Source organism: Methylorubrum salsuginis, assembly GCF_900114375.1.
Classification (GTDB): Bacteria; Pseudomonadota; Alphaproteobacteria; order Rhizobiales; family Beijerinckiaceae; genus Methylobacterium; species Methylobacterium salsuginis.
Genome location: NZ_FOSV01000037.1, coordinates 1 through 22,589, shown reverse-complemented (window position 1 = coordinate 22,589; position 22,589 = coordinate 1). Strand labels below are relative to the sequence as shown.

Sequence of the window (22,589 nt, the reverse complement as noted above, 5' to 3'; positions counted from 1 at the left end):
TAGGTCGCGTGGACTCTTGGGGTTCACGTTTGGTGTCGGGCGTGATTCGAGGCTGTCTTTTGGAGGGCAGCCTTGAGCATTCAGGATCGCTTGGTTCTCAGCGACGTGCAGTGGGAGCGGATGGCGCCGCTGATCATCGGCCGGCCCGACCAGCGCGGCTCGACCGGGCGTGACAACCGCATGTTCGTCGAAGGCGTTTTGTGGATCGTGCGCACCGGCTCGCCCTGGCGCGACCTGCCCGACGCGTTCGGCGAGTGGAACAGCGTGTTCCGCCGCTTCAGTCGCTGGAGCCAGAAGGGCGTATGGTGGCGCATCTTCGAAGCGATGTCGGACGATGCCGACTTCGAGTACCTGATCGTGGATTCCACCATCGTCCGTGCCCACCAACATGCGGCGGGGGCGAAAAAAGGGGGGCTGGAGATCGCTCCTCGTCCGAGCCGGCGCCCGACCAAGCCCTTGGTCGCTCGCGCGGCGGCCTGAGCACCAAGATCCATCTGGCGGTGCGCGGGCTCGGCTGCCCGGTGCGGTTTGCCCTCACGGCCGGCCAGAAAGGCGACGCACCGCAGGCCGAGGCGCTGCTGAAGGGCCTGCCGGCAGACGTGATCCTGGCCGATGCCGCCTACGACAGCGACCGGCTGCGCAAACTCATCTCCGACAAGGGCGCCAAGGCCGTGATCCCGAATAACCCTTCGCGCGCCACGAAGTACGACCTCGACAAGGCGCTCTACAAAGAGCGCCATCTGGTCGAGTGCTGCTTTGCCAAGCTCAAGCAGTTCCGTCGCGTGGCCACCCGCTACGAAAAGACCGCCCGCAACTACGCCGCCGTCGTTACCCTCGCCGCCATCGTCCTATGGCTCCGGTAACTGTCCACGCGGCCTAGAGCATCGGCCCGCCCAGGGTGGAAAAGGGGGGCCAAGGCGCAAGGGATCGGTCCCTCGCGCGGCGGTCAGACCACCAAGATCCACGCGCTCGTCGATGTCGTGGGCCGCCCCGCGGTCCTCCTTCTGCCCCCCGGCAACGCCAGCGACGTGAAGACCGCCCCGGATGTGCTGGCCGAGGCTGTTCAGTCCCCTTGTGTGGTGGCAGGACGCGTCCCGACCGTACGCCTCTCGGGCAGGCACTCCGCCACCCGGTCGACCGCGTCCTTCGCCGCGACCGGGTCCGCCAGCACCATCTCGGCGACAAGGCCGTCGCCGCCCGAGAGACACTCCCGCAACCACCGGTCGATGAGGTCGCGGAAGATTCCGTCGGCTTCCGCCTCGTCGGCCACCCGTGCCCTCGGATCGATGTCGGCCTCGACCGGTTAAGGCCTCACGAGGCGCTGGCAGAAGCCGTGGATGGTCGTGCAAACCAGCTCGTCAAGCCGGGCCTCCGCCTCGGCCAGATTCGCACCCTGGAGCGGCGCCAATCCGTGCGGGAGCGCGAGCCTCAACTCCTCCGGGACCTCGCCGGCGAGCAAGCGGGCGACGACGTCGCCGACCCGCTCAAGAAGTTCGCTCGCGGCGAGTTCGGTGAAGCTGACGGCGGCGATTGCTGTCCTCAGCGCCATGACGAAGACCGAAATGAGCCGCGCCGACGTCGAGGCGATGATCCAGGCTGCCGATGGGAAGCTCATCGACCTGCACGACAAGGCGCTGTCGGGACTCGATCTCTCCGGGCTGGATCTCCGGAGCGTCAACTTGCGCACCGCGCGCCTGAACAACGTCAATCTGCGCTGCGCCGACCTCAGCGGCGCAAACCTCGAACAGGCATGGCTCCTGAAAGCGGACCTTTCCGGCGTCAAGCTCGCGGACGCGAAGATGTTCGGCATCACGGCGCGGGACGCCAACCTCAGCGGCGCCGACCTCAGCCGGTCCATGCCCATCGGCGACTTCAAGGGCGCCGACATGAGCGGCGCATCGCTGGTCGATCTGAAGGACGGAGCCGACATCAAGAACCAGTCCATGGGCTTGATACGAGTGGTGTTCACCTCGGTGAACCTGTCGGGCGCGAACCTCAAGGGAGGCAACCTCGGCCGGTCACGCCTGGAGTATGCGAACCTCAAGGAGGCCGATCTCACCGGCGTGGTGCTGATGGGTTCGGACTTGTCCGGGGCCAATTTGACCGGTGCTACGGTCACGGGCGCGGATTTCAAGAACGTTGACGTGAGCGATGCCCGGCTGATCGACCTCAAGGGTCAGTTCGAGGCCAAGGACTGGGCGGAGAGGGTGAACATCGACCGTGCCGTCACTCAGGCATCCGATTGACCCGCCCGTTCACCGACCTGACGGCCCCGCCGCTGACCTCAATGGCTTCTATCTCCTGAGACCCTGTCAGCGGAATCTGCAATGTTCCCTGCATATCAGCGAAGCCGTAAACTCGGGTTGCCCATCCGCAAAGGCTGGCTTCAGTCCGAAGCACGACGTTCGTCGTCGCCAGCCAAATCATCTCATCACGTGATCAAAACGATCGATACGTTCCGCTGGAGTGATCGAATGGGCGCGGTCATGATCGTGGCAGCTTCAGTCCACGAGGTGCACGCACCATGCCCGCAGCAGCCTTTCTCCGATCACGCGCTCTTGCCCTGTCTTCCATCCTGCCCGGCCTGAGCCTTTGCCTCGCGGTGACGGGCGTCGCCCTCGGGCTCGAGAGGGTCGAGGAACACGTCTTCGGCCGTCTGTGGCTGGAGGCTCTGGTCCTCGCCATCGTGCTGGGCACGGCCGTCCGCACGGCCTGGAGCCCGGGTCGGCGCTTCGTTCACGGTATCGCGTTCGGCGCCAAGACCGTCCTGGAAATCGCCGTCGTCCTGCTCGGCGCCTCGCTCAGCCTCCGGACGCTGCTCGCGGCCGGGCCGGGGCTTCTCGTCGGCATCGCGGTGGTGGTGGCTCTCGCCATCGCGGCGAGCTACGGCATCGGCCGGGCTCTCGGGTTGTCCCCGCGCCTCGCCATCCTCGTCGCCTGCGGCAACTCGATCTGCGGAAACTCGGCGATCGCGGCCGCGGCCCCGGTGATCGACGCGGACGGCGAGGATGTCGCCTCGTCCATCGCCTTCACCGCCGTGCTCGGCATTCTCGTCGTTCTCGGTCTGCCCCTGCTCGTGCCGCTGCTCGGACTCTCGCCGATGCAGTACGGTGTGCTCGCGGGGCTCACGGTCTACGCCGTGCCGCAGGTGCTCGCTGCAACCGCCCCGGTGGCCGCCCTCAGCGTCCAGGTCGGCACCCTGGTCAAGCTGGTCCGCGTGCTGATGCTCGGGCCAGTGGTCCTAACTCTCTCGCTCGGGATCGGCCGGCTGCGCGGGAGGACCGGCGTGAGCGTGCCGCACCCCACGGCCGGCGAGCGCCCCGCCTCGGGCCGGATGCCGCTGCACCGGCTGGTGCCGTGGTTCATCCTCGCCTTTCTGGCCCTGGCGGGTCTCCGCTCGGCGGGTCTTGTTCCCGAAGCGGCCCTGCACCCCATGGCCACGACGGCGAACGCGCTGACCATCGTGTCGATGGCGGCCCTCGGCCTCGGCGTCGACGTGCGTTGCGTCGTCAAGGCGGGACCGCGAGTCACCCTGGCGGTGGTCGCTTCGCTCACCGCCCTCACGGCCGTGAGCCTCGGGCTGATCCGCCTGCTCGGCATCGCCTGACAGAGGCCTGCCACCCGGCGCGTCCGCACGCGTTGAGCTCCGACCTTCCGCGATAGAGACACCCGAGGTCGAGCTTGACCGAGCGTATGGCGCGCCTGATCGTTCACGGGGAGCGCCCCTACAACGCCGAGCCGCCGCTGACCCGCCTGCGGGCCTGTTACCAAACCCCTGCGGAAGACTTCTATGTCCGCTCCCACGGCGACCTGCCAGAGATCGACGCCGCCACATGGCGTCTGTCCATCGACGGCGCGGATGTCGGCCCCCTCGATCTGTCGCTGGGGGATCTGCGCACGCGTTTTCCCGAAGCGACCGTCACGGCCACGATGCAGTGCGCCGGCAACCGCCGCGCCGACATGCGGGCGGTGGGCCCGGTCTCGGGCGATCCCTGGGACGGCGGCGCCATCGGGACGGCGGACTGGACCGGAATCCGCCTCGGCGACGTCCCGCGTGCGGCGGGCGTAGCGCCAGGAGCGAACCTCAACTCGGACCTCCACGTGGCCTTCGAGAGCCACGACGTGGTGACGGGACAGCCCTACGGCGTCTCGATCCCACTCGCCAAGGCGCTCGCCGACGAGACGCTGCTGGCCTTCGCAATGAACAGGGCAGCGCTGTTGCCCGAGCACGGCTTCCCCGTACGGGCCGTCGTGCCGGGCTTCGCGGGCGTGCGCAGCCCGAAATGGCTGCGGCGCATCACGGTGCAGGACTACCCCTCGACCAACCCGATGCAAGCCGACGACTACAAGCTGTTCCCGCCGGACGTGACGGCCGAGACCGCCGATCCGGCGAAAGGCCACACCATCGAGACCATGCCGCTCAACGCCGCGATCTGCGAGCCCGCGCGCGGAGCCCGGCTCAAGGCGGGCGATACCACCGTCCGCGGATACGCCATCGCGGGAGACCGGGCGGTCGTGTGCGTCGATGTCTTGGGGGATGGCGGTCGGTCCTGGCATCAAGCCAGCCTGGAACACGAGACCGGCGCTCCCTTCGCCTGGACGTTCTGGGAGATCGTGCTGGACCTTCCGTCCGGCGAGCGCGACCTCGCGGTGCGCGCCTGGGACAGCGCCGGGCACACCCAGCCGGCGCGGCCGGACGAGACGTGGAACTTCAAGGGCTATCTCAGCGCCTCCTGGCACCGTATCTGGGTCAATGTCGCCTGAGGGGCCGCCCCCATCAGGGTGCGGCACGGATCAGGTCGAGCAGCGCGTCGGCGGCGCGACTGCGGTAGCGCTCCTTGTGGCGCAGGACCTGGAAGGTCCGCGTCGGCAGGGCGAAGGGCACGGCGACGAGTACACCGGTTCGCAGCGAGGGTCCGACCACCGCTTCGGACAGAACGCTCGCCCCGGCCCCTGCCACGACGGCAGCGAGGACCGCCTCGTTCGACGGCAGTTCGAGGGCAACGGTGAGTGCGTCCGGTGCGATGCCCAAAGCAACGAGCGCAGCCTCGAAAGCGGAGCGCGTGCCCGATCCGGGTTCGCGCAGCACCCAGGAGACCGAAGCGAGGTCGGATCGTCCCGGCCGCGCGCGTGCGGCCAACGGGTGATCGGGCGCGATGACGAGGATCAGCCGATCCTCGGCGATCGGGGCGCTCGCGAGACTGCTGTCGTCGATCGCGCCCTCCACGAAGGCGAGTTCCGCCGTCCCGGCCCGGACCGCCTCGGCGGCCTCGGCGGTGTTGCCGATGCCGAGCTGCAGGACGATGTCCGGGTACGTCGCCCGGAAGGTGACGAGGTGCCGGGGGAGCCAGTGGCCGGCGATGGTCTGGCTCGCCTGGACGGACAGCGTTCCGCGCCGCAAGCCGCTGAGGTCCGCGAGTACCTGTTCGGCCGCCTGGGCGCGGGCGAGCACCGCGCGGGCCTCGCCGAGAAAGACGCCGCCCGCCTCGGTCAATTCGATGCCCCGGCCGACCCGGTGGAACAGCTTGACGGCGTGCCGGGTTTCCAGGGCGCTGATGGCGGCGCTGACCGCCGACTGGACGAGATTCAGTGCCTCGGCCGCCCGCGTGACGTGCTGGCGCTCGGCGACCGCCACGAAGATGCGCAACTGGTCGAGGTTCATGGCGTCTCGAGTCCGGCGGGGGCCTTGGCCGGCGTGGTCCGGCAGGGTTCGGACGCGCGCGTCATCGCGCGCCCTCGCGCTTGCCCGCGACCTGTGCATCGACCGCCTCGGCGACCCGGAGCAGCCGCGCTTCGTCCGTGCGGGCCGTCACCACGTGGGACATCCCGGTGTCGATCCAAGAGAAGGCGGCGACGTCGTCGGCGCGGGCATGACGGAACACGCAGCGCCCGCCGGTCGGCCCGGCCCGGCTGTAGAGGGTGAGGCGGGTGCCCCGGTCGTCGTCGTACATCAGCATCGCCGCTGGCTCGTCTCCGGCGGGGAGCAGGCGGCCGCCCATCAGCCGGAAGCCATGCGCCCGCAGGGCCGGCACGGTAATGGGCCGGCCCAGACGCGCGGTGAGCCATCGCACGAGGTCGGTCGAGCCGTCGGCGCGGACCTCGACCGGATGGGCTGCCTCGACCACGTAGGTACGGAAGGCGGAGATGGCCGCCCGCGTCATTGGTTCGGCGGGCGCCCCGGCCCGGCACGGCGCAGCGCCCGACCCACCCGGCTGCGCCGCCGAGGGCGAGCAGGAGCGCTGCCGCCGCCGCGTTCGGCCACCAGCGCGGGACGCGCCCCCGGCGCAGCGCCGCGAGGTTCGCGATGCGAAGGCGGGCGGGGATCGGCTCGTCCACCAAAAGCGCGAGCCGCGCCCGCAGGCGGTCCCGCATCTCCCGGTCGGCGGCGACCCGTGTGGCCGCCTCCGGGTGCGCGGTGAGCGACGCCTCGACGCGGGCGCGGCGGCCCGGATCGAGCCGTCCGTCCACGAAGGCGTGCAGGTCGTCCTCGCTGACGGGACGCGCATCGGACGCGGTCATTTTACCCTCCGCGGATGCCCGGTGACGATCGTCGGCGCCTGATTGAGGAAGGCGCGCATCCGGCCGCGGGCCCGGCTGAGGCGCGACATCATCATGCCGATCGGGACTGCGAGCACGGCGGCAACCTCTGCATAGGACATGTCCTCGACCGCGACGAGGAGCAGGACGGATCGCTGTTCCTCGGGAAGCACGGCGATCTCGTCGAACACGTCCCGCGCGCCCACGGCCGCCTCGGGATCGACCCCGGCCTCCGCGATCTCCGTCAGCGCCCCCGGGCCGACCTCGATGCCCCGGCGGCGGATGCCTTCGAGGGAGCGGTTGCGCAGGATCGCGAACAGCCACGCCCGCAGGTCTCCCTCGCGGCGCTGCGGCCAGGCGTGGATCGCCCGTTCCAGCGTGTCCTGAACGAGGTAGTCGTCGGCCGCCTCGCGCTGGCGCAGCAGCGCGGTCGCGTAGCGCCGCAGGGCCGGGATCTGCGATTCGATCAGGACGGCGAGGTCGTCCAAGGGCGGTCTCCGGATCGCGGCGACGGCGATGACCGCGCCTCCGTTCGGACGAGAGATGCCGGAATTGCCCGAACTATTCCAAACCTCGCCCCGGTGAGTTGATCACGCATCCGTGACCGATTGGCCAGGAGCGGCGGGAAACATCCCGGCCCGGCCGGCATCTCTCCCCGCGTGACCTCGACACTGCGGGAGAGACCATGCGCGGAGCACCGACGGCGATTTTCATCACCCTGTTCTTGGCCGGGGGCATCCTGGGCGGCGGCATGATGATGCGCGCCGGGCATGCGGAAACCGCCCCCGGCGGCTTCGATGCGTCTGAAGGTCCGAGTAGGGCCGAAAACCACGATTTTAACAAAACAAAATGAGCGTCGAGATTGCACCTTTTCGGACTTTATTGTCTAAGATCTTTCATTCATGAGAATATATTCTGATAAGTTATTTCAGATAAAAAAGGTGATCTGATTCTAAAGCGCGTGCCTCGGAGAATTATACTGCATATATTTGAATTGTCTACTATACCGCAAAAGGTCGATCCAGCGGAATTTTGCTGTTGCCGATCAGCCTATGACCATCCGGGTCACGGAGGTTGCTCCCGCCGGCCAGGACGATTCGGGTGGCCAGAGGCGAGCCGTCGGCGCAGGGGCTCGGGACCGTGCCCGGCGCGCGGTAGCACAGAAGCTCCAGATGCGGCGCCGCCCCGCCCGGCGGCGTGAGGCCGGTCACCTCAACGACAGGATCGTCGACCGCGTCCAGACGGGCCTGCTCCGGGCCCCGGTTCAGTCCCCGGCTCGCGACCCGGAAACCGAGGCCGGCATAGAAGGCGACGGCGCGCTCAGTGTCGGCGACCGTGATCGCCGTGTGGTCGATTCCGAGGAACAGGCCCGTCCGGTCCCACCAGACCGGCGGTACGGCGTCCGGCGGAAAGGCCAGAAGTTCGAGCGGGTGCCCGTCGGGATCGCGGAACTTGAACGCGCTCACGCCGCCGGAACGCGCGGGCAGCCGCTCCGGCCCGGCCCGCGAAATTGGCGTCCAGCCGGGCACCTCGGAGAGTTGCGCGTAGGCAGCCTCCATGTCCGCGACGACGAGGGCGCAATGCTGGAAGTCGGTGCCGTTGGAGGGCGCGGGCTCGCCCCCACGGTCGGAGGCGGGCGCGAGTTCAATCGTCTGTGCTCCGAGGGCGACGCCGCCCGCGGCGAGGCTGGCGCCGAAGGCCGCCGTATAGAAGGCGGCGGTGGCCGCCGGGTCCGGGCAGAGCAGGCGGATCGCGGCGATCCGCAAGCCGGTCATCGCCCGGCCCCCGGCAGCGGAGCGCCGCGGCGGTTGAGGAAGATCGAGAAAACGCGCTGCGAGGCGGCGATGAACAGGCGGTTCCGGTGCACCCCGCCCCAGGTCAGGTTCGAGACGCGGTACGGCACTCGCACCTTGCCGAGGAGGCGCCCCTGCGGCGAGAGGCAGTGGACGCCGTCGGCGGCGCTCGACCAGACATTGCCGTCCTCGTCGACCTTCATGCCGTCGCAGTAGCCCGGCGCGATTTTATGGAAGATGTCGCCGCCGTTAAGCGTGCCGTCCGCACCGACATCGAATACGCGGATGTACTGGCGCGGATCGGGCCGGCTCTGGTCGCCGGTCTCTGAGACCCCGTTTCATAATGGCTGTGCGAGCCGTCTGACGAGGATCATGGCGGCTGCGAGGACGAAGAAGGCGAGCGCGGAGGACGGGGTGGCCTCGTAGTCACGGGCGAGCCTCCGACACCGGGCGATCCAGCCGAAGGTGCGCTCAATCACCCAACGCCGCGGTTGCACGGCGAAGCCCTTCTGTCCCTTGTCTGGTCGGACGATCTCGACGGTGATGGCGGTGGCGTTGCCGACGCGCTCACCCTGATAGGCCTGATCGGCAAAGCAGTGGGCCAGGAAGGGCCAGAGGCGGCGCGAGGCCTGCAGGAGGGCGACACCGCCGTGGCTGTCGTGCAGGTTGGCGGGAGAGACGGTGGCCAGGAGCAGGCGGCCATCCGTGTCGGTGAGCGCGTGCCGCTTGCGACCGACCGCGCGCCGGGCCGGATCGTAGCCGCGCTCGCCCTTGACGCCGACGCCGCCCGAGCGCGCGGCCTGTGCGTCGAGGATGGCACCGGTCGGACTGGCCTCGCGCCCGGTGCGCTCGCGATCGGCCATCGTGAGGGCGTGGGCAAGGCGCTCGAACACACCGGCCTTCGACAACCGCAGGAACCAGCGGTGAACGGTGGACCAAGGCGGAAAATCGAGTGGCAGGTGCCGCCATGCGCAGCCGGTGCGCAGGACGTATTGGATGCTGTCCAGGATGGCCCGCAGCGGCCAGCGCCACGGACGGCCGATCCGGGAGGGTTCAGGCAGGAGCGGCGCGATGAGCGCCCACTCCGCATCGGTCAGGCTGCTTGCATAGGGCAGGTTCTCGCGCGCAAGCTCGGCGCGGGCGGCGGGTGTCCACATCGGCGTTCCAGGGTGAGCGTCAGATACTCCCCAACGCTGACGATGCTCGCCGCCCACCCCACACGACCTGAGACAGCCCGTTATGAAACGGGCTCTTAGGCGCTCTTACCCGAACCGGCAGGGCGTGGTGCGTTCGCGCTTGGTGTCGAACTGCACCACCATCAGCACGGCGGGTTCGTCACCGACCGTGCCGGACTTGTGGCCGGTCTTGCCGTCGAGGGTGCGGCAGCCGTGGTCCTCGCCGAAGGAGATCTCGCCGGGACCCATCTCGATCCGGGTGCCGTCCATCGACTCGACGTACCAGCGGCCGCTCAGGGGAATGATCCATTGCGGCGCCGGGTTCTCGTGCCACGTGCCCTCCCAGCCGACCGGCTGGACCGTGATCATCGTGGTCATGCCGTCGTGGTGCTTGACTCCCTGCCATTGCGGCAAGGCCGGCGGCTTCATCGAGGCGAGATGGAATTCGGTCATCGCGCAGCGGACCTGACGGCTGATGCCGTCCGCGTCGGTGTAGAGGTGCCAGTAGGGGACGCTCGGCTTGTCGCCCGGCTCGCTCATCGACCTGTCTCCGGAATGGCTTGCGCGTAGGGATGCGTCGACCCGAACGGATCGGCGAGGAAGGCCGCGACGCCCTGCTGGCTCGGCCCGCCCCAGGCCAGCGCCAGAAAGCCGCCCGCGACCGCGAAGTTCTCGAGGAAGTCCCAGAACGTCTCGCGGCCCTCGCTCGGGCCCCTCAGGCGGAAATCGACTTTACGCCAGAACGGTTTCCACAGGAGCGCCGTGACCATGCAGTAACCGGCCAACACGAAGGCCGCGAAGCGGTCGGCGATGCCGGTGAGCACGCCCAGCGACATCACGACCTCGACGAACAGCCCGGCCAGGATCAGCGCCGTCGCGAGCGGGCGCGAACGCGCGGCCTCGCCGGCCTGGCCCACCGCGGCGGAGAAATTCAGAACCTTGTCGAGGGCGCTGAAGGGCAGGAACAGCAGCACCAGACAGGCTCGGGCCGAGAAGGCGGCGAGCACCTCGAGGGTCATCCGGGTCTCTTGGTTCATCTTTTGGCTTCGTCTTTCCGCTGCCAACGTCGCCGGATCGATGCGGTTCGCGCATGGCTCGCAGACCGGCCGCCGCCACGGTTGCCCGGAACGAGGCCGCCCGCCGCCCGTTTCGCGTCGAAAGACGGAGCGAGGCGGATGAAGGACGACCATTACGACGTGATCGTCGTGGGCTCCGGGCCGGGCGGCGGCTCGGCGGCGTGGCGCCTCGCCCGCACCGGCAAGCGCGTCCTCGTGATCGAGCGCGGCGACTACCTGCCGCGCGAGCGCGAGAACTGGGACACCGACGCGGTCTTCCGCAAGGCCCGCTATCAGGCGGACGAGACGTGGACCTCCTCCAACGGCGACATCTTCAAGCCCGGCCTGCACTACTTCGTCGGCGGCAATTCGAAGGTCTATGGCGGCGTGCTGTTTCGGCTCCGCGAGAGCGACTTCGAGGCCCAGCGCCACCCGGACGGTCTCTCGCCGGAATGGCCGCTGAAATACGACGCCTTCGCGCCCCACTATCAGGCGGCCGAGGAGCTGTTTCAGGTCCACGGCGCCCGCGGCGAGGACCCGACCGAGCCGCCTTCCCCGCATCCCTACCCGAAGCCGGCGATCAGCCACGAGCCGCGCATCCAGAAGCTCGCCGACGACCTCGCCTGCACCGGCCACCACCCGTTCCACCTGCCGATGGGCGCGCTGATGGAAGAGGACGGAAAGGGCGGTACCCTGCCGCACTCGCCGCTCCTGCGCTGCGATCCGTTCGACGGCTATCCGAGCCTGACCAATGGCAAGGCGGACGCGCAGATCATCTGCATCGATCCGACGCTCGCCGCCCATCCCAACGTCACGCTGCTGCGCAACGCCTATGCCGAGCGCCTGCTGACCGATCCCGGCGGCGGCCGCGTCACCGGCGTCGAGGTGATGGTCGAGGGGCGCCGCCACGTGCTGACGGCCGACCTGTTCGTGGTGGCCTGCGGCGCGCTGTCCTCGGCGCTGCTGTTCCTGCGCTCCGGCAACGACGCGCATCCGGACGGGCTCGCCAATAGCTCGGGGCAGGTCGGGCGCAACTACATGCGCCACAACAACACCACCGTGCTGGCGATCTCGAAGGAGCCGAACCCGACGCAGTTCCAGAAGACGCTCGGGCTCAACGACTTCTATTACGGGAACGACCGCAGCCCGCTGAACGAGTGGGAATTCCCCCTCGGCCACATCCAGATGGTGGGCAAGTCCGACGGGATGCAGATCGAGGCCGAGGGGCTGCCGGGCTTCCTGCAATGGCTGCCGACGCGGCCGTTCGAGTACATCGCTCGGCACTCGATCGATTTCTGGCTGACCTCCGAGGATCTGCCGCTGCCTCAGAACCGCATCCACTACCGCGACGGCCGGGTGCATCTCGACCTGACGGCGACCAACGCCGAGGCGCAGGCGCGCCTGCGCGAAAAGCTGCGCACGCTGTGCGACAGCCTCGACATCCACCCGCATCTGTTCGACCGCACGCTCTATCTCGGCAAGGACACGCCGATCGGCGGCACGGCGCATCAGGCCGGCACCCTGCGCTTCGGCCCCGATCCGGACAGTTCCGTGCTCGACCTCGATTGCCGGGCGCATGGCATCGACAACCTCTACGTCACCGACGCGAGCTTCTTCCCTTCGATCGGCGCCGTGAACCCGACGCTGACCATCATCGCCAACGCCCTGCGGGTGGCCGACGGGATCGCGGCGCGGCTTTAGCGCATCGTCCCGGATATCGGATCCGGGACGATGCGCTAGGTTATTGTGCCGCATCGGCTTTTTGCCGCAAACCGGTTCCCACCGTTCGGGCCGGTGCTTGAGGCCGGTCCAACCATGGAGGCGAACCCTCTGACCACGAACCGGAATGGACGAGGCCGCGATGCTTGAGGCCGCTCCCGCGCCCGCGCCGACCCTCGCAACGGCCCGCCGGGGCCGGGCGCTCCGGCGCCTCGCGCCGTGGCTCGGAGTCGTCGCGCTACTGCCGCTCGGCGGATGCGGCGTCCTCGATCACGGCATGCTCGGGGCCGCCGGACCGGTCGCCGACCAGACGCGCAGCCTGTTCCTGCTCGTCTGCGCGATCCTGATCTTCGTCGCCGCCCCGGTGCTGCTGCTGACGCCGATCTTCGCCTGGCACTACCGGCTGTCGAACACGAAGAGCGCCTACCGCCCGCAATGGGGGTTCAACTGGCCGCTCGAAGGCCTGATCTGGATTCCACCCACGATCATCGTGATCGTGCTCGCGGTGTTCCTGTGGCGCGACACCCACGCGCTCGATCCCTACAAGCCGCTCGCCTCGCCGCTGCCGCCGGTCGAGGTCCAGGCGGTGGCGCTCGATTGGAAGTGGCTGTTCATTTATCCCGACGAGGGCGTGGCGAGCGTCGACGAACTCGCCTTTCCGGCCGACCGTCCGGTCCGTCTGACGCTCACGAGCGACACGGTCATGCAGTCGTTCTTCGTGCCGCGGCTCGCCGGGCAGATCTACGCCATGGCCGGCATGACGACGCAGCTCAACCTCGCGGCGGACGCGCCCGGCCGCTTCCGTGGCGAGAACACCCAGTTCAACGGCGTCGGCTTCCAGAACCAGAAATTCGCCGTGCTGGCGCAATCGAACGACGACCACGCGGCCTGGATCGCCCGCGCCCGCGCGGGCGGCAGGACCCTCGATCCGGCCGCCTACGCGACGCTCGCCGCCCGCTCGGTCCAGCCCGAGCCGATCCTGTTCGGATCGGTCGCGCCGGACCTGTTCCGCTCGATCCTCACCCGGAACGATCCGGGCCTGCACGCCGCCCACGGACATCACGCCCATGAATGAAGACGGTCACTGGCTCACCCTGTTGGGCCGCCTCGACCTGCACGCGTTCCCGTTAGTGCGCGCCTGGGAGGACCCGACCGTCAGCGAACTCATCGGCGCGTTCGCCGGCGCGCTGGTTGTCGTCGGCGCGGTCGGCCTCGTCGCGCTGCTGACGTGGAAGCGGTGGTGGCGCCCGCTCTTCCGCGACTGGCTGACGAGCCTCGATCACAAGAAGATCGGCATCATGTATGTCGTGCTGGCCGGAGTGATGCTCAGCCGCGCCCTGGTCGAGGCGGTGCTGATGCGCGCGCAGCAATCGCTCGCGGTCGACGCCCCCGGCATCGTCGCGCCGGAGCACTTCGCGCAGCTCTTCAGCACCCACGGCACGATCATGATCTTCTTCATGGCGATGCCGTTCCTCACGGGGCTGATCAACTACGTCGTGCCGTTGCAGATCGGCGCGCGCGACGTCGCCTTCCCGCTCCTGAACTCGATCAGCCTGATGCTGACGGCGGGCGGGGCCGGGCTCGTGATGCTCTCGCTCGCGGTCGGCGAGTTCTCGACCGGCGGATGGTCGGGCTACCCGCCCTATACCGGCAAAGCGTTCCAGCCCGGCGTCGGCCCGGATTACTGGATCTGGGCCGTCACCCTGGCCTCGCTCGGCACGACCCTGTCGGGGATCAACATCGCCGCGACGATCTACAAGAAGCGCTGCCCCGGCCTGCACCTCACCCGCATGCCGCTGTTCTGCTGGACCTCGCTCTGCACCGCGATCCTGATGATCTTCGCGACCCCGCCGCTCACCGTCGCGACCGCTCTGCTCGCCCTTGATCGTTACCTCGACTTCCACTTCTTCACCAACGATCTCGGCGGCAACATGATGAACTACGTGAACCTCTTCTGGCTATTCGGCCATCCGGAGGTCTACATCCTCATCCTGCCGGCCTTCGGCGTGTTCTCGGAAGTCATCTCGGCCTTCTCGTCGAAGGAACTCTACGGCTACAAGTCGCTCGCCGCCGCCACGATGGCGATCGGCGTGTTGTCGTTCACGGTCTGGCTGCACCACTTCTTCACCATGGGCCAGAGCGCGAGCGTGAACGCCGCCTTCGGGATCGCGACGATGACGATCTCGATCCCCACAGGCGTCAAGATCTACAATTGGATCTGGACGATGTTTCGCGGCGAGGTCCGGTTCACAGCGCCGATGCTGTTCGCGCTCGCCTTCATCGTCACCTTCGTCCTCGGCGGCCTGACCGGGATCATGCTCGCGATCCCGCCGATCGACTACGTGGTCCACAACACTGTGTTCCTCGTGGCCCACTTCCACAACATGCTGATCCCGGGGCTGCTCTACGGCATGATCGCCGGATATATGTACTGGTTTCCCAAGGCGTTCGGCTTCCGCCTGTCGGAAGTCTGGGGCAAGGTCGCCTTCGCCTGCTGGGTCAGCGGCTTCTACCTCGCCTTCATGCCGCTTTACGTGCTTGGGCTCGGCGGCATGGCCCGGCGCAGCCAAGCCCTGTTCGAGCCCGATTACCGGCCCTGGCTGATCGTGGCGGCCTGCGGCGCCGTGCTGCTGCTGTCGGGCCTCGTCAGCCTGTTCGTGCAGCTCTTCGTCAGCGTGCGCGACCGGGACGCCAACCGCGTGCCGGTAGGCGACCCTTGGGATGCCCGCGGCCTCGAATGGTCGGTCGCGGCGCCGCCGCCCGAGTACAACTTCGCCACGATCCCGCGGGTCGATCGGCTCGATCCGTTCTACTGGCGCAAAGAGCGCGGCGAGGCTTACCGGACCCCTTCACGCTACGAGGACATCGTGATGCCGAAGGAGAGCTGGGTCGGCCCGCTTGTCGGCCTTGCGGCAGCGGCCTGCGCCTTCGGCCTCGTCTGGCATATCGGCTGGCTGAGCCTCGTCGGCTTCCTCGGTATCTGGATTCCGGTCGTCGCCCGCAGCTTCGTGCGCGACATCCACCGCACGATCCCCGCCGCCGAGGTGGAGGCGGCCGAGCGCCTCTGGCTGGAGCGCGCCCACAGGGTGCGTCCGGTGCCGCGCGAACGCGAGACCGAGCCGGCCAATCTCGGGCTCGCCCGCCCGTTCCCGTCGGAGGTGACGGCATGATCGCGCCTGCGCAGGGGCCGCAACTGCGGCATGTCGGGCTCAACCTCCTCGATTCCGACGAGATGGAGCCGGGGGAGGCCGCGACCGGGCTGTACGGCTTCTGGCTGTTCCTGATGAGCGACGCGATCCTGTTCGCGCTGCTGTTCGCGATCTACGGGACGCAGGTCGCGGCCACCGCCGGCGCGCCGGGCCCGCAGGAGACGCTGAAGCTCGGGCCGACCTTCATCGAGACGCTGATCCTGCTCACCAGCAGCCTGACCTTCGGGCTCGCCGCGATCGCCTTGAAATACGACAAGGGCCGCCGCGGCCTCGTCCTCTGGCTCTGCGTGACGCTGGCCCTCGGGATCGCTTTCCTCGGCTTCGAGCTGAGCGACCTGCGCACCATGATCTCCGACGGGGCGACGCCGAACCGCAGTGGCTTCCTCTCGGCCTTCTTCGCCCTGGTGCCGACCCACGGTCTGCACGTCGCGGCGGGCTGCCTCTGGATCGGAGTGATGCTGACCCAGATCGCGGTTTTCGGCACCGATGCGCGGGTCAAGCTGAACCTGCTGAAGCTCGGGCTGTTTTGGCACCTCCTCGACATCGTCTGGATCGCGATCTTTTCCGTGGTCTACCTGCAGGGAGCGTCCGCATGACGACGCAGGGACCGTCGCGGGGCACGGTACTGCTCCGGGCCCTCGGCGCCGCCGGCCTGATCGGGCTCGTGCGGGCCGTGTCCGCCGGCCCTCCGCCGCGGCCGAAGCCGGCGGCCCCCGAGGCCGACCCGCGCCATGCCCGGCGGCGCGATCTCCTCACCTACGGCGTCGGCTACGTCCTGGCGCTGCTCCTGACCTGCGCCGCCTTCGCCATCGTGACGTGGCGGTGGGCGGCCGGGGCGACCGCGCTCGGCCTCGTCTTCGGCCTCGCGCTGGTCCAGGCCGTGGTGCATTTCCGCTGCTTCCTGCACATCGACCTGAAGCGCTCGGCCCGCGACGACCTCCAGCTGATCCTGTTCTCGACCCTCATCATCGCCCTGATGGTGGGCGGCACCCTCGTCGTGCTGTTCAACCTGCGCATGCGGATGATGTAGCCGGGCCCGAGGGGCGCCCCACCGTTCTACCGAAGGCGGCGCGACGGTCCGGACGCCCGCGCGGCTGCCAGCGCGCCGAAAGCGGCCGTCCCGAGCGCGGCGGCGAGACCGAGCCGGAGCCAGCGCGGGTCGGCGGCGGACACTGACGGGAGTGCCCGGTCGTCGAAGCGTCCATGCGCGCCCGGATCGGTATCGACCGGTTCGTAGAGGTTGTCCGGTCGGTTCGCGCGGGCTGGCCGGCTCGTCATCTCGCCGCGATAGCCGTGCCGTGAGGATCATGGCGTGGGCGGCAGCGAGATCGGTGGGAAGCGGCGGGGGCTCGGGCGCGTTCGGCGCGCCCGAGAGAAGAGCATATTCCTCAAGCGTTGTAACGCGTTATCCTTAGCCGAGAGCGCTCGGACGCCAGCTCTCCTGCGGCATGCGCCAGTCGATGCCCGACAGCAGATAGCCGAGTTGCGCCGTCGAGATCGTCACCGCCCCGTCCGCCACTGACGGCCACCGGAAGCGGCCGCGGTCGAGCCGCTTGGTGTAGAGGCACGCGCCCTGGCCGTCGTGCCAGATCACCTTGATCAGGTCGCCGCGCCGGCCCCGGAACACGAACAGGTGCCCGCAATGGGGATCGCGCTTCAGCGTCTCCTGGACGATCAGCCCGAGGCTGGAAAAGCCCTTGCGCATGTCGGTGTGGCCGGTGGCCAGCCAGACCCGCACGTTGGCCGGCAGCGGGATCATCGGCCCTCCAGGGCATCGAGCACCCGGCGCAGCGCCGCGGCATCGACGTCCCGGTCGACCTTGAGACGACGGCCGCCGCCGAGATCGATCTCGATGACACCGCTCTTGCGCCGCGCGCGACGGGGCTGGGCCGCAGCACCCGGATCATCCAACCGCGGCGACAAAACCGCCGACGACGGCTCCGGAGTGATGACCACGGGCACGAACACCGGAGCCTGCTCGTCCCCGCCCAGACGGCCTTGCCGAGCCTGGCGTCGCCACGTGAACAGCAGGCCCTGAGCGATCCCATTCCGGCGAGCCACCGAACACACCGACACGCCGGCCTCGTACGAGGCTTCGACGATCCGCACCCTGTCCTCGAACGACCAACGCCGCCGTCGTGCGATCCCCTCCAGCACCTCGACCCGCATCATCCTGACCCGCCGACCTTAACGCCAGCATTAAGCTCAGGCGTCAGCCGAGCGCGCGATGCACCCGGGCGCGGCCTTCACCGGAGGCGTAGAGCCCTGCGGGCATTTGGCAGCATCGATGTCTGGATCAACGTCGCGATTGTGACGATCTACGCGCCCGCGTAGCAGACGCCGCCGGAGGAATACCGGCGGGCGACCGAGGTGACCTATCTCAGGCAGGTCTACGGGACGCTGGCCGCCCTCAAGCACATGTAGTGCCGCGATGCGGGCACCATCGTCTGCATCGGCTCGGCTCTGGCCTACCGTTCGATCCCGCTGCAATAGAGCTACTGCGCCGCCAAGGCCGCCGTGCGCGGCTTCCTCGACAGCCTGCGCAGCGGATTGCTGCACGACGGTTCCCGCGTGCGGCTGCCGATGGTGCAACTACCCGCGGTCAACAACCCACAATTCGACTGGGCGCGCTCGCGCATGCCGCAGCAGTTGGAGCCGGTGCCGCCGATCTATCAGCCGGAGGCCATCGCGCGCCACGTCTACCGCGCGGCCCACACCGCGCCGCGCGAACTCTGGATCGGCTTCCCGACTTGGAAGGCGATCATCGGCAACATGATCGCGCCCGGCTGGATCGATGGCTACTCCTGGCCGAGCGGGCGGCCCGGCTCGCCTCGGAGATCGCGGTCGAGCGGCTGAAGCTGGAGGTCGCCCGGCTACGGCGGGAGCGCTTCGGAGCCTCCTCGGAGCGGAGCGCCCGGATCGACCGGCTCGAACTCGTCCTGGAGGATCTGGAGGAGACGCCGGCCAAGACGGACGCGCAAGCCGCAGCCGAGCCTGAAGCGCTCTCCGGTGCGGCGACCTCGCGGCGCAAGCCCGCCCGTCCCCCTGCCTGAGCACCTGCCGCGCGAGCGCCTCGTCCATCCCGGCCCGACGACCTGCGCCTGTTGCGGCGGGGCACGTCTGCGGTCTCTCGGCGAGGACGTCACCGAGACCCTGGAGCGGATTCCGGCGCGCTGGATCGTGATCCAGCACGTACCCGAGCGCTTCTCCTACAGCGACTGCGAGACCATCGCCCAGGCCTCGGCTCCCTTCCATCCGATCCCGCGGGGTCGGGCCGGCCCGAACCTCCTGGCCGAGGTGATGATGGCCAAGTTCGGCCTGCACCTGCCACTGCATCGCCAGAGCCAGCGCTTCGCCCATGAGGGCGTAGCGATCGACGTCTCAACGCTCGCCGGCTGGGTCGGGGCGGTAGGCCTGCTGGCTGTTTCACGGACACCCGGTTTAGGTGTGATGGTGAAGCCGGAGGTGCTCCATGCAGCGTCGCAAGTTCGGACGTGAGTTCAAGATCGAGGCGGTTCGACTGGTTCGGGAACGTGGTGTCAGTGTCGCGCAGGCCGCGCGCGACCTCGACGTTCACGAGACGATGCTGCACCGGTGGGTGAAGCAGGCGGCGGCCGATCCGCACCATGCCTTCCCTGGTCAGGGCCAGATGAAGCCCGAGCAGATCGAGATCGATCGGCTACGCAAGGAGGTCGCTCGTCTGAAGGCGGAGCGTGAACCGAAGGTCAGCGAAGCAACATCCTAAAAAAAGGCCGCCGCATACTTTGCGAGGGACGCGATATGAAGTTCGCGTTCATCGCAAAGCATCGCGCTGTCTAGCCGGTCGCGTGGATGTGCGCGGCGCTGGACGTCTCGCGCTCGGGCTTCCACGCGTGGCTTACCCGGCAGCCCAGCCAACATGCGCGGGACGACGAAGCCATCCTGATCAAGGCCCACGCGAGCTTCGTGGCCAGCGACCGCACCTACGGCGCAAGGCGCGTCTGGCGCGACGTGCTGGCCGAGAGCGTCTCGTGCGGGCTGCACCGCATCGAGCGGATCATGCGCGAGAACGCCCTGCGGGCACGGCCGCGCCGACGTGGGCTGCCGAAGGACGAGGGAGAGCGGGCCGCCGCGTCGCCGAATCTCTTGGAGCGGCGGTTCGCGGCCGATGCCCTGAACCGAAAGTGGATCGCCGACTTCACCTACATCTGGACGGCCGAGGGCTGGCTCACCGTTGCCGCCGTCATCGACCTGTTCTCACGCCGTGTCGTAGGCTGGTCGATGCAGACCAGCATGACGGCTCAACTCGTGACGGATGCGCTCGTCATGGCGATCTGGCGCAGGGGAAAGCCGAATGCTTTGCTGCATCACTCAGATCAGGGCTCGCAATATACGAGTGAAGCCTTCCAGCGTCTGATGGCCGAGCACGGCGTGACCTGCTCGATGAGCCGGTCGGGCAGCGTGTGGGACAACGCGGCGATGGAAAGCTTCTTCTCCTCACTGAAGACCGAGCGCACGGTCCGGCGGACCTACTGCACGCGGGACGAGGCCCGCGCCGATGTGTTCGATTACATCGAGCGCTTCTACAACCCGGCGCGGCGGCACTCGACCCTGGGCTACCTCAGCCCTGTCGAGTTCGAAAACCGTGCCCAATGAGCTTAGGACGGTGTCCAACAAACCGGCAGCAGGCCACATTGAGGGGTCCGGGTATCAACAAAGACCGTAGTCTGACGATCGAACGCTCTTGCTGCAACTAGGGGACGTTCCGGTCTTCTGGAGGCCCTGTGCAGCCGGGGGATTATGCGCGCGTCCACTCCGGCCGCAACCTATCCACCACACGTTCAAGCCGCACCTGGCCGTAGTGTTTGTCGATCATGGCGAGCGAGGTGCGGCAGTTCCGAGCCACGTCCAGCACCTCCGCCCCATTGGCCAGTTGCTCGCTGATGTAGAAGTGGCGCAGTGAGTACGGCGTGCGCTTGATGCCCCTGTGGTCACGCTCCAGACCGGCCGCCTTCAAGAGCTCGGTGAAGCCATTCGCCACCGAGGTGATTCGCTTGCCCGTCTCGCTCGCAAACACCGGGTCCGAATCAACGGGCTCCCGACCCATGCTGCGCGCGAACAGCATCCATATGGTGTCGAACCAGGGGATCGCAGCCTTCTGCGGGATGCCCTTGCCGCTCTTGCCTTTGCCCCACACCTGCAGCCCCGGATGTCGCGATCATCCACGCTCTTGCCTCTGCCGGCGCGATAACCCAGCACGTCGCCCCAGGTCAGGTTGTACATCTCTGTGGGGCACAGGCTCGAGAACGCGCCGATCATCAAGTACGCGTGCAGCACGGTGCGATCGCGCCGGGTATGGTCGTCCAGTCGCTTGATCCGCCAGCTGCGCTTATCGCTGGCTCGCACCTCGGCACCAGTGCCGTCCATGACGGGGGCCACGAGGCGGCTGAGGCTCACCGCCTCCAGGCGGGCAAACTCATGTGGTTCGAAGCTCGGCCGCCGGTTGTCAGGCGAGCGTCGGGCCTTGATGCTGATCCCCGGCGCGGTCTTCAGATAGCCCTGCCGCGCGGCCCAGCGCAGCAAGCCCCGCAGGACGACAGTCTCCCCGCGCTGGCGGCTCAGGGACGGCGCAGCGCGCCTCACAGGCCGACGCAGCCGGTAGCCGTCCCTCTCGTACTCAATGTGCGTGACGAGCTTGCCAGGGCCGTCGGTCCAGTAGGTGCGCCGCCACTCCGCATACCGCTCCAGATCAGCTTCGGTGACTGCGTCAATGGGCTTGTCGCCGAAATAGCCCACGAAGTAGCGGCGGATTACGGCCGGCTCGCTTTTGCCCTGATCTGCACGCCGCTCACCGCGTTCCACCTCACGCAGGATTTGCGCGATGTAAGCCTCAGCCACGCTCTCAAAGCTGTGAGTTTTGGCCGTGAGCCCCTGCTTGGCGCGGTACGTAGCTTCGTACCAGATGGCCTCGGCACGGCGTTCTGCCTCCCGCTCGTCATCTGTGTCGAGAGAGCGCTTGAACTGCCCCTGCCCCTGCCCCTTGATGCTGAAGCGCACCTGCCACCGAGTGCTACCGGCCCGCCGGAACAGCTGGTAGCGCTCGCCTGGGGCGTTTGCAGGGGTGCTCACGATGCGGCCCTGTCTGGTTACTGCGGTGCAGGGGACTGCGCTAGAAGTGCGCTAGGGTGCTTCTTGAGCCCCCAGCAAACCGTTACGCCCGCACGATAATTTTTTCGGCTGCGCTAGGCCGCGTGGACAGTTACCGGAGCCATAGGACGATGGCGGCGAGGGTAACGACGGCGGCGTAGTTGCGGGCGGTCTTTTCGTAGCGGGTGGCCACGCGACGGAACTGCTTGAGCTTGGCAAAGCAGCACTCGACCAGATGGCGCTCTTTGTAGAGCGCCTTGTCGAGGTCGTACTTCGTGGCGCGCGAAGGGTTATTCGGGATCACGGCCTTGGCGCCCTTGTCGGAGATGAGTTTGCGCAGCCGGTCGCTGTCGTAGGCGGCATCGGCCAGGATCACGTCTGCCGGCAGGCCCTTCAGCAGCGCCTCGGCCTGCGGTGCGTCGCCTTTCTGGCCGGCCGTGAGGGCAAACCGCACCGGGCAGCCGAGCCCGCGCACCGCCAGATGGATCTTGGTGCTCAGGCCGCCGCGCGAGCGACCAAGGGCTTGGTCGGGCGCCGGCTCGGACGAGGAGCGATCTCCAGCCCCCCTTTTTTCGCCCCCGCCGCATGTTGGTGGGCACGGACGATGGTGGAATCCACGATCAGGTACTCGAAGTCGGCATCGTCCGACATCGCTTCGAAGATGCGCCACCATACGCCCTTCTGGCTCCAGCGACTGAAGCGGCGGAACACGCTGTTCCACTCGCCGAACGCGTCGGGCAGGTCGCGCCAGGGCGAGCCGGTGCGCACGATCCACAAAACGCCTTCGACGAACATGCGGTTGTCACGCCCGGTCGAGCCGCGCTGGTCGGGCCGGCCGATGATCAGCGGCGCCATCCGCTCCCACTGCACGTCGCTGAGAACCAAGCGATCCTGAATGCTCAAGGCTGCCCTCCAAAAGACAGCCTCGAATCACGCCCGACACCAAACGTGAACCCCAAGAGTCCACGCGACCTA

General features: G+C 68.2%; 25 protein-coding genes and 5 pseudogenes. 15 read left to right on the top strand and 15 right to left on the bottom strand.

Annotated features, from left to right (window positions below):
• Positions 1 to 72: 72 nt before the first annotated feature.
• Positions 73 to 863, top strand: a pseudogene (locus tag BM140_RS23970) (IS5 family transposase).
• Between the two features lie 19 nt (positions 864 to 882).
• Positions 883 to 1,061: pseudogene (locus BM140_RS23965) on the top strand (IS5/IS1182 family transposase); the annotation flags it as partial.
• Between the two features lie 2 nt (positions 1,062 to 1,063).
• Here BM140_RS23965 and BM140_RS26490 read toward each other — a convergent pair.
• Both BM140_RS26490 and BM140_RS26485 read right to left on the bottom strand, forming a co-directional pair.
• Positions 1,064 to 1,270, bottom strand: a complete 207-nt coding sequence (locus BM140_RS26490) for a hypothetical protein (protein ID WP_244535622.1) — start codon at positions 1,268 to 1,270, stop codon at positions 1,064 to 1,066.
• A gap of 33 nt (positions 1,271 to 1,303) precedes the next feature.
• Complete coding sequence (locus tag BM140_RS26485; RefSeq protein WP_244535621.1) at positions 1,304 to 1,549, bottom strand: UvrD-helicase domain-containing protein; 246 nt, start codon at positions 1,547 to 1,549, stop codon at positions 1,304 to 1,306.
• Here BM140_RS26485 and BM140_RS23955 point away from each other — a divergent pair.
• The 3 genes from BM140_RS23955 (at position 1,548) to BM140_RS23945 (ending at position 4,764) form a co-directional block, all read left to right on the top strand.
• Positions 1,548 to 2,246 carry a pentapeptide repeat-containing protein gene (locus BM140_RS23955; RefSeq protein WP_091951870.1) on the top strand — a complete coding sequence of 233 codons (699 nt, stop codon included), beginning with the start codon at positions 1,548 to 1,550 and terminating at the stop codon, positions 2,244 to 2,246. The genes BM140_RS26485 and BM140_RS23955 overlap by 2 nt on opposite strands.
• 278 nt (positions 2,247 to 2,524) lie before the next feature.
• Positions 2,525 to 3,607 carry a YeiH family protein gene (locus tag BM140_RS23950; RefSeq protein WP_091951864.1) on the top strand — a complete coding sequence of 361 codons (1,083 nt, stop codon included), beginning with the start codon at positions 2,525 to 2,527 and terminating at the stop codon, positions 3,605 to 3,607.
• Positions 3,608 to 3,693: 86 nt separating this feature from the next.
• Positions 3,694 to 4,764: a molybdopterin-dependent oxidoreductase gene (locus BM140_RS23945; RefSeq protein WP_091951862.1), complete on the top strand. Its 1,071-nt coding sequence runs from the start codon at positions 3,694 to 3,696 to the stop codon at positions 4,762 to 4,764.
• A 13-nt stretch (positions 4,765 to 4,777) separates the two neighbouring features.
• Here BM140_RS23945 and BM140_RS23940 read toward each other — a convergent pair whose 3' ends face one another.
• Positions 4,778 to 5,662, bottom strand: a complete 885-nt coding sequence (locus BM140_RS23940) for a LysR family transcriptional regulator (RefSeq protein ID WP_091951860.1) — start codon at positions 5,660 to 5,662, stop codon at positions 4,778 to 4,780.
• A 61-nt stretch (positions 5,663 to 5,723) separates the two neighbouring features.
• Positions 5,724 to 6,161: an anti-sigma factor gene (locus tag BM140_RS26480; protein ID WP_244535619.1), complete on the bottom strand. Its 438-nt coding sequence runs from the start codon at positions 6,159 to 6,161 to the stop codon at positions 5,724 to 5,726.
• Here BM140_RS26480 and BM140_RS26475 point away from each other — a divergent pair.
• Positions 6,145 to 6,561 carry a hypothetical protein gene (locus tag BM140_RS26475; RefSeq protein WP_244535618.1) on the top strand — a complete coding sequence of 139 codons (417 nt, stop codon included), beginning with the start codon at positions 6,145 to 6,147 and terminating at the stop codon, positions 6,559 to 6,561. The two genes, BM140_RS26480 and BM140_RS26475, sit on opposite strands and share 17 nt — an antisense overlap.
• On the opposite strand, the gene BM140_RS23930 is transcribed toward BM140_RS26475, so the two are convergent.
• A complete protein-coding gene (locus BM140_RS23930) occupies positions 6,516 to 7,025 on the bottom strand; it encodes an RNA polymerase sigma factor (RefSeq protein WP_091951858.1) in 510 nt (169 codons plus the stop codon). The two genes, BM140_RS26475 and BM140_RS23930, sit on opposite strands and share 46 nt — an antisense overlap.
• 197 nt (positions 7,026 to 7,222) lie before the next feature.
• Here BM140_RS23930 and BM140_RS23925 point away from each other — a divergent pair, with 197 nt between their 5' ends.
• The gene (locus BM140_RS23925) at positions 7,223 to 7,390 is read left to right on the top strand and encodes a hypothetical protein (RefSeq protein WP_244535617.1); all 168 of its coding nucleotides are present in this window, start codon (positions 7,223 to 7,225) and stop codon (positions 7,388 to 7,390) included.
• A gap of 148 nt (positions 7,391 to 7,538) precedes the next feature.
• On the opposite strand, the gene BM140_RS23920 is transcribed toward BM140_RS23925, so the two are convergent.
• The 5 genes from BM140_RS23920 to BM140_RS23900 form a co-directional block, all read right to left on the bottom strand.
• Positions 7,539 to 8,312, bottom strand: a complete 774-nt coding sequence (locus BM140_RS23920) for a VOC family protein (protein ID WP_091951856.1) — start codon at positions 8,310 to 8,312, stop codon at positions 7,539 to 7,541.
• Complete coding sequence (locus BM140_RS23915; RefSeq protein ID WP_280142626.1) at positions 8,309 to 8,617, bottom strand: SMP-30/gluconolactonase/LRE family protein; 309 nt, start codon at positions 8,615 to 8,617, stop codon at positions 8,309 to 8,311. Before BM140_RS23915 ends, BM140_RS23920 begins: the two co-directional genes overlap by 4 nt.
• 51 nt (positions 8,618 to 8,668) lie before the next feature.
• Positions 8,669 to 9,487 carry an IS5 family transposase gene (locus BM140_RS23910; RefSeq protein WP_091951854.1) on the bottom strand — a complete coding sequence of 273 codons (819 nt, stop codon included), beginning with the start codon at positions 9,485 to 9,487 and terminating at the stop codon, positions 8,669 to 8,671.
• A gap of 105 nt (positions 9,488 to 9,592) precedes the next feature.
• Positions 9,593 to 10,045, bottom strand: coding sequence for a cupin domain-containing protein (locus BM140_RS23905; protein ID WP_091951852.1), 453 nt, complete (start codon positions 10,043 to 10,045; stop codon positions 9,593 to 9,595).
• Positions 10,042 to 10,542, bottom strand: a complete 501-nt coding sequence (locus tag BM140_RS23900; RefSeq protein ID WP_244535616.1) for a DoxX family protein — start codon at positions 10,540 to 10,542, stop codon at positions 10,042 to 10,044. The genes BM140_RS23905 and BM140_RS23900 overlap by 4 nt, the downstream gene beginning before the upstream one ends.
• Before the next feature lie 138 nt (positions 10,543 to 10,680).
• Here BM140_RS23900 and BM140_RS23895 point away from each other — a divergent pair, with 138 nt between their 5' ends.
• From BM140_RS23895 to BM140_RS23875, 5 genes are all read left to right on the top strand, one after another.
• Positions 10,681 to 12,261, top strand: a complete 1,581-nt coding sequence (locus BM140_RS23895) for a GMC oxidoreductase (protein WP_091951850.1) — start codon at positions 10,681 to 10,683, stop codon at positions 12,259 to 12,261.
• A 160-nt stretch (positions 12,262 to 12,421) separates the two neighbouring features.
• A complete protein-coding gene (locus BM140_RS23890; RefSeq protein WP_091951866.1) occupies positions 12,422 to 13,354 on the top strand; it encodes a COX aromatic rich motif-containing protein in 933 nt (310 codons plus the stop codon).
• Positions 13,347 to 15,449: a cbb3-type cytochrome c oxidase subunit I gene (locus BM140_RS23885; protein WP_091951848.1), complete on the top strand. Its 2,103-nt coding sequence runs from the start codon at positions 13,347 to 13,349 to the stop codon at positions 15,447 to 15,449. Before BM140_RS23890 ends, BM140_RS23885 begins: the two co-directional genes overlap by 8 nt.
• Positions 15,446 to 16,084: a cytochrome c oxidase subunit 3 gene (locus BM140_RS23880; RefSeq protein ID WP_091951846.1), complete on the top strand. Its 639-nt coding sequence runs from the start codon at positions 15,446 to 15,448 to the stop codon at positions 16,082 to 16,084. Before BM140_RS23885 ends, BM140_RS23880 begins: the two co-directional genes overlap by 4 nt.
• On the top strand, positions 16,081 to 16,518 hold the full coding sequence (locus BM140_RS23875) for a cytochrome o ubiquinol oxidase subunit IV (protein WP_091951844.1): 438 nt from the start codon (positions 16,081 to 16,083) through the stop codon (positions 16,516 to 16,518). The genes BM140_RS23880 and BM140_RS23875 overlap by 4 nt, the downstream gene beginning before the upstream one ends.
• Before the next feature lie 381 nt (positions 16,519 to 16,899).
• On the opposite strand, the gene tnpB is transcribed toward BM140_RS23875, so the two are convergent.
• Positions 16,900 to 17,247, bottom strand: a complete 348-nt coding sequence (tnpB, locus tag BM140_RS23865; RefSeq protein WP_091951842.1) for an IS66 family insertion sequence element accessory protein TnpB — start codon at positions 17,245 to 17,247, stop codon at positions 16,900 to 16,902.
• Positions 17,244 to 17,660, bottom strand: coding sequence for an IS66-like element accessory protein TnpA (tnpA, locus tag BM140_RS23860; protein ID WP_091951840.1), 417 nt, complete (start codon positions 17,658 to 17,660; stop codon positions 17,244 to 17,246). Before tnpA ends, tnpB begins: the two co-directional genes overlap by 4 nt.
• Before the next feature lie 345 nt (positions 17,661 to 18,005).
• Here tnpA and BM140_RS26665 point away from each other — a divergent pair, with 345 nt between their 5' ends.
• The 3 genes and pseudogenes from BM140_RS26665 to BM140_RS23845 all read left to right on the top strand — a co-directional run bounded on the left by BM140_RS26665 (position 18,006) and on the right by BM140_RS23845 (position 20,123).
• Positions 18,006 to 18,344 carry an SDR family oxidoreductase gene (locus tag BM140_RS26665; RefSeq protein WP_342030037.1) on the top strand — a complete coding sequence of 113 codons (339 nt, stop codon included), beginning with the start codon at positions 18,006 to 18,008 and terminating at the stop codon, positions 18,342 to 18,344.
• Positions 18,290 to 18,893, top strand: a pseudogene (locus tag BM140_RS26145) (transposase domain-containing protein); the annotation flags it as partial. The gene BM140_RS26665 and the pseudogene BM140_RS26145, both read left to right, overlap by 55 nt.
• 67 nt (positions 18,894 to 18,960) lie before the next feature.
• Positions 18,961 to 20,123: pseudogene (locus BM140_RS23845) on the top strand (IS3 family transposase).
• 142 nt (positions 20,124 to 20,265) lie between these two features.
• Here the strand turns inward: BM140_RS23845 and BM140_RS26470 are convergent.
• The 3 genes and pseudogenes from BM140_RS26470 to BM140_RS23835 form a co-directional block, all read right to left on the bottom strand.
• Entirely contained in the window at positions 20,266 to 20,508 is a 243-nt protein-coding gene (locus tag BM140_RS26470; protein ID WP_244535615.1) for a site-specific integrase, read from the bottom strand.
• A complete protein-coding gene (locus BM140_RS23840; protein WP_244535614.1) occupies positions 20,481 to 21,524 on the bottom strand; it encodes a hypothetical protein in 1,044 nt (347 codons plus the stop codon). Before BM140_RS23840 ends, BM140_RS26470 begins: the two co-directional genes overlap by 28 nt.
• Before the next feature lie 202 nt (positions 21,525 to 21,726).
• Positions 21,727 to 22,517 (bottom strand): annotated as a pseudogene (locus BM140_RS23835) (IS5 family transposase).
• Positions 22,518 to 22,589 lie beyond the last annotated feature (72 nt).

Excerpts from the sequence above, each read along its gene's own strand:
- BM140_RS23955 (WP_091951870.1), top strand. The coding sequence starts at position 1,548 with ATGACGAAGACCGAAATGAGCCGCGCCGACGTCGAGGCGATGATCCAG.
- BM140_RS26485 (WP_244535621.1), bottom strand. The coding sequence starts at position 1,549 with ATGGCGCTGAGGACAGCAATCGCCGCCGTCAGCTTCACCGAACTCGCC.
- BM140_RS23950 (WP_091951864.1), top strand. The coding sequence starts at position 2,525 with ATGCCCGCAGCAGCCTTTCTCCGATCACGCGCTCTTGCCCTGTCTTCC.
- BM140_RS23945 (WP_091951862.1), top strand. The coding sequence starts at position 3,694 with ATGGCGCGCCTGATCGTTCACGGGGAGCGCCCCTACAACGCCGAGCCG.
- BM140_RS23940 (WP_091951860.1), bottom strand. The coding sequence starts at position 5,662 with ATGAACCTCGACCAGTTGCGCATCTTCGTGGCGGTCGCCGAGCGCCAG.
- BM140_RS26475 (WP_244535618.1), top strand. The coding sequence starts at position 6,145 with ATGGCCGCCCGCGTCATTGGTTCGGCGGGCGCCCCGGCCCGGCACGGC.
- BM140_RS26480 (WP_244535619.1), bottom strand. The coding sequence starts at position 6,161 with ATGACGCGGGCGGCCATCTCCGCCTTCCGTACCTACGTGGTCGAGGCA.
- BM140_RS23925 (WP_244535617.1), top strand. The coding sequence starts at position 7,223 with ATGCGCGGAGCACCGACGGCGATTTTCATCACCCTGTTCTTGGCCGGG.
- BM140_RS23920 (WP_091951856.1), bottom strand. The coding sequence starts at position 8,312 with ATGACCGGCTTGCGGATCGCCGCGATCCGCCTGCTCTGCCCGGACCCG.
- BM140_RS23910 (WP_091951854.1), bottom strand. The coding sequence starts at position 9,487 with ATGTGGACACCCGCCGCCCGCGCCGAGCTTGCGCGCGAGAACCTGCCC.
- BM140_RS23905 (WP_091951852.1), bottom strand. The coding sequence starts at position 10,045 with ATGAGCGAGCCGGGCGACAAGCCGAGCGTCCCCTACTGGCACCTCTAC.
- BM140_RS23900 (WP_244535616.1), bottom strand. The coding sequence starts at position 10,542 with ATGAACCAAGAGACCCGGATGACCCTCGAGGTGCTCGCCGCCTTCTCG.
- BM140_RS23895 (WP_091951850.1), top strand. The coding sequence starts at position 10,681 with ATGAAGGACGACCATTACGACGTGATCGTCGTGGGCTCCGGGCCGGGC.
- BM140_RS23890 (WP_091951866.1), top strand. The coding sequence starts at position 12,422 with ATGCTTGAGGCCGCTCCCGCGCCCGCGCCGACCCTCGCAACGGCCCGC.
- BM140_RS23885 (WP_091951848.1), top strand. The coding sequence starts at position 13,347 with ATGAATGAAGACGGTCACTGGCTCACCCTGTTGGGCCGCCTCGACCTG.
- BM140_RS23880 (WP_091951846.1), top strand. The coding sequence starts at position 15,446 with ATGATCGCGCCTGCGCAGGGGCCGCAACTGCGGCATGTCGGGCTCAAC.
- BM140_RS23875 (WP_091951844.1), top strand. The coding sequence starts at position 16,081 with ATGACGACGCAGGGACCGTCGCGGGGCACGGTACTGCTCCGGGCCCTC.
- tnpB (WP_091951842.1), bottom strand. The coding sequence starts at position 17,247 with ATGATCCCGCTGCCGGCCAACGTGCGGGTCTGGCTGGCCACCGGCCAC.
- tnpA (WP_091951840.1), bottom strand. The coding sequence starts at position 17,660 with ATGATGCGGGTCGAGGTGCTGGAGGGGATCGCACGACGGCGGCGTTGG.